Source organism: Oceanobacillus caeni (assembly GCF_042678465.1).
Lineage (GTDB): Bacteria > Bacillota > Bacilli > Bacillales > Amphibacillaceae > Oceanobacillus > Oceanobacillus caeni.
This window is the reverse complement of record NZ_JBHTKV010000020.1, coordinates 1-15,229: the sequence shown is the minus strand read 5'-3', so window position 1 is coordinate 15,229 and position 15,229 is coordinate 1. Positions and strand designations below refer to the sequence as shown.

Below are 15,229 nucleotides of genomic sequence, written 5' to 3'. Positions count from 1 at the left end.
ACTTTTATTAAAATCTTTTATTTCTCAAGGCTCCATATTTGCAGGTCACTAACATTCACTGTACTGTCTGCAAAAAGTTCTATACGATTACTTCCTTTATCCGGGTAAACGCGATTTGTAATCACTTTTTCTCCATCATTTATGAATACCTCTACTGAACAACGATCGACATATATGTGAAGTGATAGTTCATCGCATTCCTTTATCTTAGCTGAAGCAATACCTGAAATTTGTCCCGCTCTATTTAAATCAACCAGTACTTCGCCAGAACTAGTATCATATTTGATCTCGGTGTACTCTTTCCCATCTTCTGACTTTAATACATGTAATCCAATTCCTTCACTATTCGTATTAGAAAGGTCAAAGTTTACTTTCAGTTCTAATGATTGGCCACTAGTCTCAGGTGTAAAGGAATGAGTTAGTTCCACATGTTTGTGCTGTTCCTTTCCTTTCCGTAAAAGCTGTAACTCTTCCACTGGTTGGAACCGCACCTCCCCTTCATCATTAAGCGAAACGACACGAGGTACTGTCATAGCACCAGCCCATCCCTCTTTCTTAGTAGGGAATTCTGTTTCCCACTGATCCATCCATGCAAATAATATACGTCTTCCTTTTTCATCTAAAAACGTCTGAGCGGCATAGAAGTCAAAGCCTTCGTCAACTTCAACAAAATAATCTTTCGTAAACCGGTGGAGTTTATAATCCATGTCACCAACCATCATAATATTCTTTCCACCATTCATATTCATTGGCGACACAACCAAGGCATGTTTATGTTGGATAGGAAATAAATCCGGACATTCCCACATATCTCCTAATGTTCCGTCACTTTTAGCGGCAAGTCCACAATACTGCCAATCCATTAAATCCTTTGATTGGAAAAGAGCTGCACCGCCGTGACCCTCTTCACTTGTTCCAACAACCATGTACCAAACTCCATCATAAGCCCAAACTTTAGGGTCACGAAAATCTGCACTTAGTGTTTCTGGTGGGTTTGGAATGATTGGATTTATTGCAGGTTTTTCAAAATGAATCCCGTCCTCTGTAGTCGCCATGCATTGGACTTCTTTTGGATTTTTACTATCAATATGTCCTGTATAAAAGAGTACTAGTTGGTCATTGTTTGTAACTGCGCTTCCCGAGAAACAGCCATATCCTTCTCCAGCTTTCCCTAGTTCATAATCTTCGGATGGTGCTAGTGCAACGGGTTGATGTTCCCAATGGACTAAATCTTTACTAGTCGCATGTCCCCAATGCATAGGTCCCCAGTCTTCTGAATATGGATGGAACTGATAAAATAAATGATATATACCTTTATGTTGGATTAATCCATTTGGATCGTTAAGCCAACCAACAGGTGCTGTAAAGTGATAAGACGGTTGAAATGTTCTTTCCTGTTTTTCCTTTATTTTTTCTTCGATATATGTGTTTGCCTTGTCGATTGCTTTTTTGTGATTATTCAAGCTAAGTTCTCTCCCTTATTTATAGTTTTATTTATTTTCTCTGTTGAAGTTTTATCATCTTTACTTAATGTAAAAACAGCCATGATGACAAAAATAAATACAATGGAACCGAGTATATAAAAGGTAGTTTCATAGGTTGTTAAGTCATAAATATATCCAACCAGTGCTGAAAAAACAATGACGCCTAGCTCACTAGAAATTTTGAAGCCAACGAGATATACTGTAGCCGATAATCTGGAATCAAAGTTAATAGCAATATACTTAAACACGGCAATTAATAGAATTGGAAGTTCTACAGCATGAAGTAACTTCACAAATGAAATCCCGAATGTACTCGTTACAAAAGCAGAGCCGACAATTCGAATTGCCATAATACTTCCTGCAAATATTAAGAATCGCTTAACTCCTAATTTATTAACAATAAATGGTGCCAAGAATAAGAACAGCGCTTCCACAAATACTTGGAAAGAATTCAAGTAACCATAAATTTGATTCCCAGTTGCTTGATCAGCGAACTGTTGAACAAAATAGACAGGAAATAGTTGTTGATCATACACGGTATAGATACAGACTGTACCGAATAAATAAATCAATAAAAACCAAAATACTTTATTTGAAAAGATTAACATGAAATCCTTTTTAGAAATTTTACTAGAATTTTTTTCTTCCTTAACTGATGCATCAACCTTAAATATGAAATTTAATATAAAGAAAGCTACCCCTGCGACCGAAGCGAGCCAAAAGTTAATATGTGGATTAATGCTTAGCAGTGTCCCTGCACCAAACGCAGCCACGGCATAGCCCAGAGAACCCCACATTCTAGCTTTTCCGAACTCAAAGTTGTATTCCCGACTGATTTTTTCCGTATAGGATTCTAAAAATCCAGCCCCTGCTACAAATCCGGCTCCTAGGTAGATTGCGCCTAATATCGCTCCTAGATAGAAATTGTTTAATAGTAACGGTTCATACACGTAAATTAAGAAGGGCCCTATGAAAACAAGAATGATACTTTGAAACCAGACTAAATTTTTCTTGATGCCCAATTTATCCTGAATGATGCCATAAAGTAACATGAAAGTTAGTGCAGCAGCAGAGTTAAAAGAATAAATGGTTCCTACCTGTGATCCTGTTAAGCCAAGCGTATTATTTAACCATATTGCATAAAAAGACCACCAGATTGACCAGGTTATAAAGAATAAAAATAAATAGCCAGACGAAAACCAGTATTTACTATTAGAAAAAGTTTTCACATTTTTCCCTCCTATTTTAGGAATTTACTGTGTTCTTTAGGTAATCGTTTACGTAATCGTTTACTTTTATTATTGTAAAGGGATTCAAAAAGGTTGTCAATACGTTTATTTGTCAAATGAATTTTTTACCCTGATTAAAGTGAACATTTTATCATCCACAGTGATTTCAGTCCGTTAGTTACGAAAATAAAAAAACACGTTGAGGTTTTCCCAACGTGTTTCTTGTAATCCAAGCTATTTAACCTCTTCCATTGTTGGTAGTGCGGTCAAGGATCCGATTTTCGTACAAACAACTGCCCCAACTTTATTCGCAAACCGAACTACTTCTTTTAACTGAGAGAAATCTCCCATGTCAATTTCGGAATTAGCAAACTTATACAATACTGCACCGATAAAGGCATCACCTGCACCTGTTGCATCAATAGCTTTAACCTCAATACTAGGAACAATTTCTTGTTCTTTACCATTAGATAGGAACGATCCTTCTTTCCCCATTGTTACAGTTACAAGGTCTGCCCCAAGGCGATGAAGTTCTGCAACCCCTTCGGATACATCCTTTTTATTTGTAATTAACTCTAATTCTTCATGACTAACTTTCACAAAGTTTGCACGTGAGATAGCTTCCTTCGATAAACGCACAAATTCTTCCTCATTCTTATTCCATAGGTCTTGTCTAAAGTTAGGGTCAAAAGAAATATAGATTCCTGTTTCACTCGCTTTATCCATCCACTTCAAATAAGTGTTTCGTGTTTCACCTTCTAAGAGTGCTGTTGCCGAACCAAAATGAATGACATTTGACTGTAGAATCTGATCCTCTGACAAATCAGCCATCGTTAAGTTTTTATCAGCCCCACGGTTAAATTGAAAGTCTCTTTCTCCATCAGCTGTCAACGAAACAAAAGCAATCGTTGTAGGCAGGGCTTCATCTCTACTAATCATGTTTGTATTCACATCGTATTGCTCTAGCGTTTCTATTAAAAAGTCGCCAAAGGAATCTTTACCTACCTTCCCAGCGAAAGAAGCGCTGCCACCTAATCTAGCTATGGTTGCTGCAACATTAGCTGGGGCGCCACCAGCCATCTTTTTAAAATTATCACCATCTTTTAAAGCAACATCGACATCTGTACAGTACATGTCAATTAATAATTCCCCAATACAGCAGACATTTTTCTCTGTCATAGTTCCACCTCGTTTATGTTTATACCTTGAAGATTCTATCATTATAATTTCTCGTAATTGAATCTCACAAGAATGATTTGATCTTCATAAATGATACATTTGTTCCTTAATCCGTGCAAGTGACGTCGTAGTGAAGGAATAAATAAAGGCCTAGTTCATAACGAGCTAGGCCGGTTGCTAGTTTATACTAATCTTTATCTATAAGTTGGATGACTCGGTATAGACTCATTTCCGCCATGGATGTAAGGCGTAGGTGATGATTTTCAAAAGGCAATGCATCCGTTACGGGGTTTGGAACGATGACACACTTTAATCCTGCAGTCAGGGCAGCTTTGAGCCCATTAAGTGAGTCCTCAAATGCAACAGCTTCTTTCGGGCTAATGTTTAAAGCTTCTATAGCCTTAAGGTATAAATCTGGTTCAGGTTTCACATTTTCAACATCATCTCGAGTGATCAATTCATCGAAATAGTGTAAGAGTTGAAGTTCTTTTAAATAATGAGTTACCCAATCTTTAGGAGAACTGGAAGCAAGGGCAATTTTATAATTTAATTTTCTTGCTTCTTCCAAATAATCCCGTACTCCTTCTCGTGTGTGCGGACTTGTCATTTTATCTTTATGTATACGGTCAGCTTTACTTTGTATCTCTTCTGGATTGTATCTTTCGCCTAGTTGTTCTTTGAAATATTGAAAGAGAGCAATATCATCTGAACCGATCCCTTTGACAAATTGCTCAAGGGGTAGCTCTACATGGTACAATTCCATGGTCTCTTTAAACGCATCATACCAAGCAGTCTCCGTGTCTACAATTAGACCGTCAAAGTCGAAAATAACAGCTTTAATCATCGAATTCTCCTTTTTAGTTTAATAGGTATATAGTTTTATCCCACCTCAAGCTTCATGGGAAACAAAGAAGGTACCCCCACTGATGGAAGTCTTCTTTATATCTTCCGCTCTTATACAAACGGGAATCTTTCAATTATTAAGAGAAATTATACACAACATGAATTTGCTTTTCCATCTATTTTTTCAAAAAAGGAACATCCAATATTGAAATAAACTTACGAATTGATAAACTGTTAATCAAAAACAATGAAAAGTTTATCGTAATCTAACAATTAATCTTGACCGAAAGCGCTAACAGTATTAAAATATAATCATAACTTAAGTTGAAAGTGTATCCCTTATGAATAAACTACCTAAGTTAAATCAAAAAATAATAATTTGATAAACAGGAGAGAAACAGCCATATATTTACTAAAAAAGCTGTAACTCTATCAAAAGGAGAAATGAGAATGGCAGATATCGTTGTTGGCGTAGTTGGTGCTGGTAGAATCGGTAAACTACATATAAATAACATGAGAAATATGGCAAATGTTCGCGTGAAAATGGTTTCTGATGTATTCGCCGATCATTTAGGGGAATGGTTCGAAACCTCTGGTGTGGAAGAAATAACGAAGAACTACGAGGATATTATCAATGACCCTGAAATCAACGTAGTTATGATTTGTTCTCCAACCAATACACATATTGAAATTATTAAAGCAGCTGCAGCGGCTGGCAAAAACATTTTCTGTGAAAAACCAATTAGTTTCTCTGATGAAGAGACTCTTGAGGCATATGAAGCAGTTAAAAAAGCTGGAGTTAAATTCCAAATCGGATTTAACAGAAGATTTGACCGTAACTTCTCCAAGGTTCGCAGGTTAGTAGAAACAAAAGAAATTGGAGATCTTCACATCCTTAAAGTAACATCAAGAGACCCTGAGCCCCCATCATTAGAATATATTCCAACTTCTGGCGGCCTGTTCATGGACATGGCTATTCATGACTTTGATATCGTACGTTACATTTCGGGTTCAGAAGTAGAAGAGGTTTACGTACAAGGTGCTTCTCTAGTAAACCCTGAAATTGGTAAACTAGGAGATATTGACACTGCAATTGTTTCATTGAAATTTGCTAATGGTGCAATGGGTGTTATCGATAATAGCCGTCAAGCGGTTTATGGGTATGACCAACGAATTGAAGCATTCGGTTCAAACGGTGCTGCAACAGCTCAAAATGAACTAGAATCAACGGTTGAAGTATCTTCTAAAGATGGAGTGAAAGGTGACAATCCACTACATTTCTTCCTAGAAAGATATAATGACGCTTATATTAAAGAGACTTCTGAATTCTTCGATGCTATCCGCAATGACAAAGAGGTTTCATGTTCATTCCGAGATGGAATCATGGCTCAACGTATTGCAGCTGCAGCGAATGAATCTTTAAAAACTGGAGTGCCAGTTAAAGTTAAATTGGTGGATTAATATTAAAGAGCTTCCTGATAGGATGCTCTTTTTTAAAAAGATAGTATAAAAATTTCCCCCTACCACAGTCTTTTTGGCTGTGGTAGATATTAAAATATGGAGAGAGAATTCGTCAATTGTCACTAAGAAGGTAGAGGGATTTCATGATTGTGGAGATCCTGAAAATGGTTTCAAACTCTTCGTTTGTGAGGGGGGTCATGATGTTCGCCATGTACCTATAAAGAAAAAAATACACGAACAAGGATTAAGTACGTTGGAAAACAATCATGAATCGTATGGGTGAATTTGAAATAATAGAAGATGTCAAACAATACTTAAAATAGAAAAAACACGGGGATTCCCGTGTTTTTCTATTATCAATAGGAAGAAGAGCTTCCTGCCCTTTATGAAGTTCGTTGGCTTCATTTGTTGAAATAACTACAGGAATCTGCTTGTATCGTCCCAGTTTTCAGCAAAATGAATCGTGTGGTTTTGGCACCGAAAGACCAAATAACGGACGCAAATATAAAGCAAGGAAGGTGCCCGCAAGTGCCATCACACCCCAAATGTAACCATGGACACTAAAGGAAGCGATACCGCTGAAATAAGCGCCGACATTACAACCAAAAGCAAGACGTGCGCCATAACCCATCAAAAGACCGCCGATAATAGAAGCAGCAGTGTTTCCTTTGGTAATCTTCGTAAACTTGAATAATCCTCCTGCTGCGGAAGCAATGAAAGCTCCTAAGATAACACCGAAATTAAGAGCGGTTGTCGTATCAGCGAAAATAGAAGCATGGAGAGCTTCTGTATTTCCCGCCCAGTAGCCCCAGCTTTCCACATTAAAGCCAAGTGCTTCTGCTACTTTCGAACCCCACAGTGTAAATGCTGCAGTAACGCCCCATGGTTTCTCACGGGTGAGCAATGTAAGAGCGTTTAAAACAGCTAGTGCTGCAGCAGCTGCGAAAAGAGGCCAAGAACCTCGGAAAATTCGTTTCCATCCTTTTTCAGAAGGAAGTGGCGCCATTTTAGGAGGCTTCCGTTTTTTCTCAATAAAAATGGTTATCCAGGCAATGATGGCAAAAATCATTAAGGAAACTGCCCAAGCTCCCCCGTAACCTAGCCCTGTTGACGTTGCAAGTGAGAAAGGTTCTACCGATGGTAAATCTTCCATCCAAAATGTGGAGTGAGCAGCACCAATGGTCGAACCGATAATAAAAAACAACAGGGTAATAAACATAACGGTTCTGCCACCACCAACTGAGTAAAGCGTACCAGAGGCACAGCCCCCGCCAAGCTGCATGCCGATGCCAAACATAAAGGCTCCGACAATCAGGCTGATACCGATTGGCGAAATATTACCAGAAGGCGTTCCACCGAAAAAGGAATACCCAAATGCCAAAATAGGTGCAAATAATGTACATGCAATCGCCAGCATGAACATATGCGCACGAAGGGACTGGCCATTACCTACCGAAGCGAGTCTCCGAAAAGCGGATGTAAAGCCAAAACGTGCATGAAACAACGTATATCCAAGCAGCAGCCCGATCAATAATAACAATGGCTGAACGACATGTTGCGTGGCTGCTAAATAAATGGTAAGAATGAATGCAACGGTGATTCCACCTGCCACCAGTTTTTTCTGTGGAGGATTCAGATTTGGAGCCTTTTCCGTTGTTGCTGTTTGTTCGGAAATTGGTTGTGCCTGTGTAGACATTTTAAACACCCCTAATCCCTATCAATTTAGTATGTTATGATTTTTTAGTTTACGCTTTCTATGTTAAAAAGTCAATGGGATATTAGAAATGAATGAGGTATGGGAAGGGTCCGAATAATTTCTAGATATTGGAAAACCTGGCATTCGCCAAACTTTTGGGCGAATGCCTTAGTTTGGAAGTGTGATTGGAGAGATTCTTAGTGAAATGATAGAAAATGGATCATTCGCTTTAGATATCTCTAGTTTTTCATTGGATAGGTTTAATAAAGGTTGTGAGTTTGATTAAATGAGAAGGGGGAGAGTCTATTGAAGAAATTAAGAATCGGTCTCATTCATGCGACAATCAATTCTGTAAGACCTATACTTGACGCATTTTCTACTATTGAAGATGATTTTGAACTTGTGAATTTCATGGATGAGGGGATCATTTACGAACTTAACGAAACAAATACGGTAACAACAAGAATGGTTATGCGTCTGAGTGAATTAGCAGGAAAAGCTGTTGAGAGTCAAGTAGACGCTATTCAGTTTACGTGCTCAACCTTTACTCCATATGTTCCCAAAATTGCTGAATTAGTACCAGTTCCAGTATTAAGTTCTGATATTAGTATGTTAGAAAAAGCTGTCGAGTTAAGTAAGAACATATTTGTTATTGCTACGGTCAAAGCAGCTGGGCCTACTACCAAAAAGGTCATTCAGGAAATAGCTCTAAAAAAAGGCAAAGATGTTACGGTTCAAGTCCGTATTATTCCACAAGCGTTTAATGCTCTGCAAAACGGGAATGGGAAGCTGCACGACCAACTGATCCGTGATGCCATTAAAGAAAATGAAAACAAAGGAATGACAGTACTTGCCCAATATTCAATGGCGAGAGCAGTTAAATCAGACAATGAGACCTTCCATAATGTTCTAACCGGACCACAAGTGAGTGCGGAAGCCATCATCCGCTTAGCGAAAAGATATCGTGGAGGGGAATTTTAAAAAAGAACCTTTAATGATTCAAACGTTTTCCAAACCTGCTATTTGGGTAAACAGAAAAAAGAAAGACGTACTTTAAATAGAAAAAAGAGTTGAAATCCATCTTATTTTAGGAGGTACGTATCAATGAAATTGTATATCGAATCAGCAGATGTTAAGGAAGTTGAACAATTAAAGGATCAATATCCAATTACCGGAGTAACAACAAATCCAAGAGTTCTTGCAAATGAAGGAAAACCGTATTTAGAAGTGTTGAGAGAAATTTGCACGATGATTGGTGATAAAAAGGAAATCTTCGTCCAAGCTTTAGGTGATATAGCAGAAGAAATGGTGGAAGAAGGGAGATACCTATTGGAGGCTGTTTCGGGTAATGGAATTCTGACCATTCCTGCTACAAACGAAGGAATAAAGGCAATCAAACAATTAACACATGAAAATATCCCAACTCTAGCAACAACGATTTATACACCTTTTCAAGCACTCATGGCAGCCGAGGCTGGAGCAAAATATGTTTCCTTGAATGTTAACCGATTCGATAACTTAACTGGTAATGGTGTACAAGCTATAGAAGATATGGTTCAAATGTTTCTTCATGATGAATGGCTATGTCAAATTATAGCAGAAGGTTTTCATCATGAACGTGAAATCTATGATTCTGCGTTGGCTGGTGTAAGAGCGCTCTCCGTGCCTTCTCATATGCTTGAAACGTTATTCGCATTTACGGATACGGAAGCGGAAGTAGGTGAATGGAAACAACAATGGAAAGCTACGTTTGGTGAAAATTGTACGAACTTAATTAATACAAATATAAAGGTGGAAACATATTAAGTGTGAGAGTGTTGGTCTTAGGGACAAAAAATAATTATTCTTTTCTGTAATAAGAAGGTATTCGCCAAGTCTAATAGCGAATGCCTTCTTTTTTATATAATCATGGAATGGATGTTCTCTTTAGTGTTAAAAAATCGCTTCTGATTTTATTATTTATCGGGCAAGAGATATTTTTGTAATAAAGGGAAAATTGAGTATTATAATTATATTATTACAATATATTGAACTTTAGATTTTAAACGAATAGTTTTTCGAAAAAAGAGAAGCATTTACAAAAAAATGAAGTGAGGGGGAGTTTTAGTGAGACGATTTATTTTAATCTTATGTTTTTCATTTCTGACTTTGTTCATTGTAGCATGCTCAGGTGAAAAAACGGGAAATGAAAAATCGGGTTCTGACTCAGATGAGGGCTGGTCTCCGGAAAAATCCATAGAATTTGTTGCTCCATCTGGTGCAGGAGGCGGTTGGGACACGACAGCTCGTATGGCTGCGAAGGTATTTAACGAAGAAGGAATTATTGATCAAGATATAGGGGTCGTTAATAAAACTGGTGGAGGTGGTGCTGTAGGATGGGCATATGTTGCGGGAAAAGCAGGTAATCCACATCATTTGTTTGTAGCCTCACCACCATTAATAGACGTTCCCTTGAATGGACAATCTGAGTATGATCATGAAGACTTCACAGCAATTGCAAATTTGATTGCGGACTATGGAGCATTTGTTGTAAGAGCAGATTCTGAATGGGAAGACTTAAATGATTTATTCGAGGATATGAAGGCGGATCCTTCCAGTATTACTGTAATCGGTTCTTCTTCTCCGGGAAGTATGGATCATATCCAATTTGTAAAAGTTGCTAAAGCAGCGGGTGTTGATATCCAGAAGATTAAATATGTATCCGAACAAGACGGTGGAGAACTTACGGCCCTATTGAATGGTAGTGTTGATGTTTTTTCCACAGGGGTTGCTGAAACCGTGCAACAAGTTCGAGCAGGAAAGGTAAAAGTGTTAGCGGTTACTTCGGAAGAGCGTTTAGAGGGAGAAGTTATTTCGGACTATCCAACGGTTAAAGAACAAGGAATCGATTCTTCATTTGTTAATTGGAGAGGTTTCTTCGGTCCCTCAGATATGGACGAAGAGGCTGTTCAATATTATGTTGAGAAATTTAAAGAATTAAGTGATTCCGAGGCGTGGTCTGATATTCGTCAGCAATATGGTTGGGATGAAATGTTTATGAGTGGAGAGGAATATGAAACATTTCTAAATGAACAAAGAGAAGAAGCAAAACAATTGTTAGATGAATTAGGGCTTGGAAAATAATAGTTTAAAAAAAGAGGTCGGGACATAACTAAGGAATTTAAATGAAAAAAACGAACTACGCACTAAGCTGAGTATATTTCCGAAGGGGTTTATATGACCAATCATGTTCAGATTTTATTTAATAAAAAACACTTTTGTTCCAGCCTCTTTCTTTTCAAAGGTGGTACAAACTGTTCTTTAGCGAAGAATGCTTGGAGAATTACAACCTTCCATGAAAACAGTAAATAAGGTGGTGTAAAAATGTTCAATACAACGAATAAAAAGGTATCTATCTTTTTAATTCTTCTTGGAATTATTTATCTCATCCTAAGCTTCCGGCTTCCAAAGTATGCTTATGTACCGGTTGATTCTGATTTGGTACCAATTTGTCTGGGAGTTCTATTGTTGATTTTGGCTGGCATTCTTTATTTTACCAAAGATCAGGAAAAGAAAGAAGACGATGAACGGATACCGAAAAAAGAATTACCCATTGTCTTAGGCGTTATCGGCCTTATTGTAATATATATTTCCCTCTTAGAAATAATTGGCTTTGTTCTAGTTAGTGTTCTATTTCTTTTTTTCTGCTCGATGTTTCTTGGTTACAAAAAGTATGTAATAAATGGTATCGTTTCACTCGTTATCCCTACTTTCGTTTATTTGTTATTTGATTCGTTCTTACAAATACAACTGCCGTCTGGGATATTGCCGTTTTAAAAGGGAGGTAGCATTATGGATGTTTTTCAAGGACTAGTCCAAGGATTTGAAGTTGCCTTTAGTATGCAAGGTTTATTGTTTGTATTCATCGGTGTTTCGACCGGAACGATTATTGGTATGATACCGGGACTTGGTCCGATTACAGCCATTGCCGTCATGATTCCTATTACATATGGGATGAATCCGGCAATCGCTCTACTTTTAATGGCCGGTGTTTATTATGGTGCAGCTTATGGCGGGGCAGCAGCGTCGATTTTGTTAAATGCCCCAGGGACTTCAGAAGCTACAGCGACAACGTTTGATGGATATCCATTGGCGAAGCAAGGAAAAGCTGGAAAAGCCCTTGCCATTGCTGCCATTGGATCGTTTGTTGGGGGAACGATTAGTGTTATATTTTTAACGCTTTTTGCGCCATTGCTTGCCAATGTTGCCGTTTCATTTGGACCGCCGGAATATTTTGCACTTATGTTGATGGGGTTAATGGCGATTGCCAGTCTTTCGGAAGGGTCGACGATTAAGGCACTACTTTCAGGTGTCATTGGACTTATGATTGCAACAATTGGGATTGATGACCAAACTGGTACACCAAGATTCACTTTCGGTACCCCACATCTTATGGAAGGAATAGACTTTATTGTTATCGCATTAGGATTATTTGCTCTTGCTGAAGTGACATCCCTTATTCTGAACAGAAGTGCTAAATTAAAAGATATGAAGAAGATAGGAAGTCTTAAGATTACGAAGAAAGAATATAAAGAGTTGGCTCCAACAATGGGAAGACAGTCAGTTCTTGGCTTTCTAGTTGGCGTTTTACCAGGTGCTGGCGGAACTATATCTTCTTTTCTCGCTTATATTTTTGAGAAGAAAATATCTAAAAATCCAGAGGAATTCGGAAAAGGGTCGATAAAAGGAGTAGCAGCTCCTGAAACAGCAAATAATGCTGCGAATAACGGTGCGTTTGTTCCATTGTTAAGCCTAGGCATCCCGGGTTCGGGTACGACTGCTGTTATGCTTGGGGCATTGATCGTTCTAGGAATCCAACCTGGACCGTTATTGATGACAGATCATACCGATGTGTTCTGGGGTGTGATTGCAAGTATGTATATTGGCAATGTCATTCTATTAATCTTGAATTTACCATTAATCCCGTATATATCGAGAATATTGTTAGTTCCTAGACCATTGTTAATATCATTAGTTATCTTCTTTTGTATCATCGGTGTTTATGCCGTTAACTTTAGTACGTTCCATTTATATATATTATTGGCATTTGGAATTATTGGTTATGTTATGCGTTTGATTCAGTTTCCAGCAGCACCACTTTTGTTAGCATTTATTCTAGGGAGCATGATGGAACAAGCATTTCGTCAATCATTAACCATTTCAAATGGAAGTCTTTCTATTTTTGTAACAAGCCCAGTCGCAGCTGTCTTGTTGTTCATTGCTTTCCTATCTTTACTCGTTCCAATTGTAAAAGACTTTAGGGAAAAAAGAAAAAGTACAAAATGATCGTCAACATAAATTAGTAAGAAAGCAGGAGAAGTTTTTCCTTCATCATATTATTAGAGTAGAATATGGGGGATTTTAATGAAAAAGATCAAACTTATTGCAACAGGGGGGACTATTTCTGCACGTGGAACAGATAGAATGGATTTAAAGGATTACCAATCAGGTTATTATACAGGAAAGGATTTTATAAAACATATACCTGAAATTTCGAATATAGCAGATGTCGATGTTACGCAGTTGACTAACTTCAGTAGTACACATATACAAACGGAGCATTGGTTGGAATTGAGAAAACTCGTTGAAGAGGCGCTAAATGAAGCGGACTATGACGGAGTAGTTATCACGCATGGAACCAATACATTGGAGGAAACTGCTTATTTTCTACATCTAACAGTTAACAGTGAAAAACCTGTTGTATGTGTTGGAGCTCAACGCCCCTTTACGGCACTTGGTTCAGATGCAGGGACAAATCTAGTTGCTGCTATTCGTGTAGCCGCGAATTCGTCTTCATTTGGAAAAGGGGTACTTGTTGTAATGAATGATGAAATCAATAGCGCACGTGAGGTTTCAAAAACGAGTACGTATCGTTTAGAAACCTTTCAATCTGGTACGTTAGGGTTGCTAGGGTATGTAGATGCTGATCAAACAGTCCAATTTTATCGCTCACCACAACGACGGCATACAACGAACTCTCAGTTTTCAAAGCTTTCGTTAGAAAAACTGGCTGCTGTTGAAATTGTTTATTCCTATGCTGGAGCAAATGGTGACTTGATTCGTTATATTTTAAATAGCGGTAATTATGATGGAATCATTGTTGCTGGAACGGGTGCAGGTCGCTGTTCAGCTCAGGAAGGAGAAGCACTTAAAGAAGCGGTAGAAAATGGATTAATCGTGGTGCGCAGTAGTCGGGTTGGGGACGGGAGAGTAGTTCCGATTGAAAGTTTTCAAGAATTTAGTTGCGTGACAGCTGATAACTTGAATCCACAAAAAGCACGGATCCTACTTATGTTATCCCTTTCTATTTCTAATGATGTTTCGGAAATTCAACGTGTGTTTGACGATTATTAAGCTTTTCGCTTCCAGGGGACAGGAATAAAATGGGCAGATAGTGAATCATAGATTAGACAGTTCTATGCACAACGGTGGTTTCATGTAAATAACATTCGATAAACCCAAAACTCTTGGTTTGGCTAGTATTGGCTGCCAAGAGTTTTTCGTTTTTTAAGCTAGTTATGAATGCAATGATAACAAGATATGATTTAAAACAACGATTATTAATCTTTTTCTCTTTGTTATCGCAAAATAGACTTTTCACTTCAATAGGTAAATACCGTATTTGGACAAAGATACTTGTATTTTTATCCCGCCTCAAGCTTCTGGGGAACAAAGAAGGTAGGTGGGAGATCAACTTCCTGTAACCATCAGTGGGGGATGAAGGGAAATCCTCACTGATGGAAGTCTTCTTTATCCTCCTTTTTAAATACGTGTTTAAAACTCTATCTAATTAAACACCTTTCTTTATAGTTAATATGATGAGAGTAGAGTGGTTTTAAAGGGAAAAGTGGTAATGAATAAAAATATATTTACTTTTTAACAACAAGATGTTAAGATAGTTTTTGTCGCCAAAAAGGCAGGAGTTATGGAAGCCTGTTGGTGAATAAAATAATTCTATTTAACTTAAAAAACCGTTGACTTTTAAAAGTAGTTTATATATAATATAATTCCATCGCAAAAAAACATAGTTTGGAACTAAAAAAGTCCTTGACGAAGTATTTGCGATATGATATATTAATAGAGTTGCTTTTGATAAGCGACGAGGAAATTTGCTCTTTGAAAACTGAACAAAACAACCAGTATGTTAAGATAAAAGAAACTCGTTTTCTTTTGATAATAGAAGGTAAAACTTCTAAAAGCTAAGACTTAGAATTAATTATTTTAATTCTAAACAAACTTTTTTGGAGAGTTTGATCTTGGCTCAGGACGAACGCTGGCGGCGTGCCTAATACATGCAA

12 protein-coding genes, 1 rRNA gene and 1 pseudogene are annotated in these 15,229 nt (G+C 37.8%); 9 read left to right on the top strand and 5 right to left on the bottom strand.

Annotation, left to right across the window (positions count from 1 at the left end):
- Nucleotides 1-17: 17 nt before the first annotated feature.
- The 4 genes from ACFQ18_RS13515 to ACFQ18_RS13500 form a co-directional block, all read right to left on the bottom strand.
- A complete protein-coding gene (locus ACFQ18_RS13515) occupies nt 18-1,463 on the bottom strand; it encodes a glycoside hydrolase family 32 protein (RefSeq protein ID WP_047185670.1) in 1,446 nt (481 codons plus the stop codon).
- Nucleotides 1,460-2,713: an MFS transporter gene (locus ACFQ18_RS13510; RefSeq protein WP_111014479.1), complete on the bottom strand. Its 1,254-nt coding sequence runs from the start codon at nt 2,711-2,713 to the stop codon at nt 1,460-1,462. Before ACFQ18_RS13510 ends, ACFQ18_RS13515 begins: the two co-directional genes overlap by 4 nt.
- Nucleotides 2,714-2,947: 234 nt before the next feature.
- Complete coding sequence (locus tag ACFQ18_RS13505) at nt 2,948-3,892, bottom strand: carbohydrate kinase family protein (protein ID WP_047185672.1); 945 nt, start codon at nt 3,890-3,892, stop codon at nt 2,948-2,950.
- A 187-nt stretch (nt 3,893-4,079) separates the two neighbouring features.
- The gene (locus ACFQ18_RS13500) at nt 4,080-4,736 is read right to left on the bottom strand and encodes an HAD family hydrolase (RefSeq protein ID WP_047185673.1); all 657 of its coding nucleotides are present in this window, start codon (nt 4,734-4,736) and stop codon (nt 4,080-4,082) included.
- 449 nt (nt 4,737-5,185) lie between these two features.
- On the opposite strand from ACFQ18_RS13500, the gene iolG reads away from it, so the two are divergent.
- On the top strand, nt 5,186-6,196 hold the full coding sequence (gene iolG, locus ACFQ18_RS13495; RefSeq protein ID WP_047185674.1) for an inositol 2-dehydrogenase: 1,011 nt from the start codon (nt 5,186-5,188) through the stop codon (nt 6,194-6,196).
- A gap of 92 nt (nt 6,197-6,288) precedes the next feature.
- Nucleotides 6,289-6,425, top strand: a pseudogene (locus tag ACFQ18_RS18100) (IS91 family transposase); the annotation flags it as partial.
- A 219-nt stretch (nt 6,426-6,644) separates the two neighbouring features.
- Here the strand turns inward: ACFQ18_RS18100 and ACFQ18_RS13490 are convergent.
- Complete coding sequence (locus ACFQ18_RS13490) at nt 6,645-7,892, bottom strand: YeeE/YedE family protein (protein WP_047185676.1); 1,248 nt, start codon at nt 7,890-7,892, stop codon at nt 6,645-6,647.
- 306 nt (nt 7,893-8,198) lie between these two features.
- Here ACFQ18_RS13490 and ACFQ18_RS13485 point away from each other — a divergent pair, with 306 nt between their 5' ends.
- The 7 genes from ACFQ18_RS13485 to ACFQ18_RS13455 all read left to right on the top strand — a co-directional run.
- The gene (locus tag ACFQ18_RS13485; RefSeq protein WP_060669112.1) at nt 8,199-8,873 is read left to right on the top strand and encodes an aspartate/glutamate racemase family protein; all 675 of its coding nucleotides are present in this window, start codon (nt 8,199-8,201) and stop codon (nt 8,871-8,873) included.
- A 123-nt stretch (nt 8,874-8,996) separates the two neighbouring features.
- A complete protein-coding gene (locus ACFQ18_RS13480) occupies nt 8,997-9,698 on the top strand; it encodes a transaldolase family protein (RefSeq protein WP_047185678.1) in 702 nt (233 codons plus the stop codon).
- A 300-nt stretch (nt 9,699-9,998) separates the two neighbouring features.
- On the top strand, nt 9,999-11,015 hold the full coding sequence (locus ACFQ18_RS13475; RefSeq protein WP_060669114.1) for a tripartite tricarboxylate transporter substrate binding protein: 1,017 nt from the start codon (nt 9,999-10,001) through the stop codon (nt 11,013-11,015).
- 240 nt (nt 11,016-11,255) lie between these two features.
- Nucleotides 11,256-11,708: a tripartite tricarboxylate transporter TctB family protein gene (locus ACFQ18_RS13470; RefSeq protein ID WP_047185680.1), complete on the top strand. Its 453-nt coding sequence runs from the start codon at nt 11,256-11,258 to the stop codon at nt 11,706-11,708.
- A gap of 15 nt (nt 11,709-11,723) precedes the next feature.
- The gene (locus tag ACFQ18_RS13465; protein ID WP_047185681.1) at nt 11,724-13,217 is read left to right on the top strand and encodes a tripartite tricarboxylate transporter permease; all 1,494 of its coding nucleotides are present in this window, start codon (nt 11,724-11,726) and stop codon (nt 13,215-13,217) included.
- Nucleotides 13,218-13,295: 78 nt separating this feature from the next.
- Nucleotides 13,296-14,285, top strand: coding sequence for an asparaginase (locus ACFQ18_RS13460; RefSeq protein ID WP_052771742.1), 990 nt, complete (start codon nt 13,296-13,298; stop codon nt 14,283-14,285).
- A gap of 884 nt (nt 14,286-15,169) precedes the next feature.
- Nucleotides 15,170-15,229 (top strand): 16S ribosomal RNA (locus tag ACFQ18_RS13455); the annotation flags it as partial.

Coding starts and splice junctions, on each gene's coding strand:
- ACFQ18_RS13460 (WP_052771742.1), top strand. CDS start 13,296: ATGAAAAAGATCAAACTTATTGCAACAGGGGGGACTATTTCTGCACGT.
- ACFQ18_RS13480 (WP_047185678.1), top strand. CDS start 8,997: ATGAAATTGTATATCGAATCAGCAGATGTTAAGGAAGTTGAACAATTA.
- ACFQ18_RS13490 (WP_047185676.1), bottom strand. CDS start 7,892: ATGTCTACACAGGCACAACCAATTTCCGAACAAACAGCAACAACGGAA.
- ACFQ18_RS13470 (WP_047185680.1), top strand. CDS start 11,256: ATGTTCAATACAACGAATAAAAAGGTATCTATCTTTTTAATTCTTCTT.
- iolG (WP_047185674.1), top strand. CDS start 5,186: ATGGCAGATATCGTTGTTGGCGTAGTTGGTGCTGGTAGAATCGGTAAA.
- ACFQ18_RS13500 (WP_047185673.1), bottom strand. CDS start 4,736: ATGATTAAAGCTGTTATTTTCGACTTTGACGGTCTAATTGTAGACACG.
- ACFQ18_RS13505 (WP_047185672.1), bottom strand. CDS start 3,892: ATGACAGAGAAAAATGTCTGCTGTATTGGGGAATTATTAATTGACATG.
- ACFQ18_RS13465 (WP_047185681.1), top strand. CDS start 11,724: ATGGATGTTTTTCAAGGACTAGTCCAAGGATTTGAAGTTGCCTTTAGT.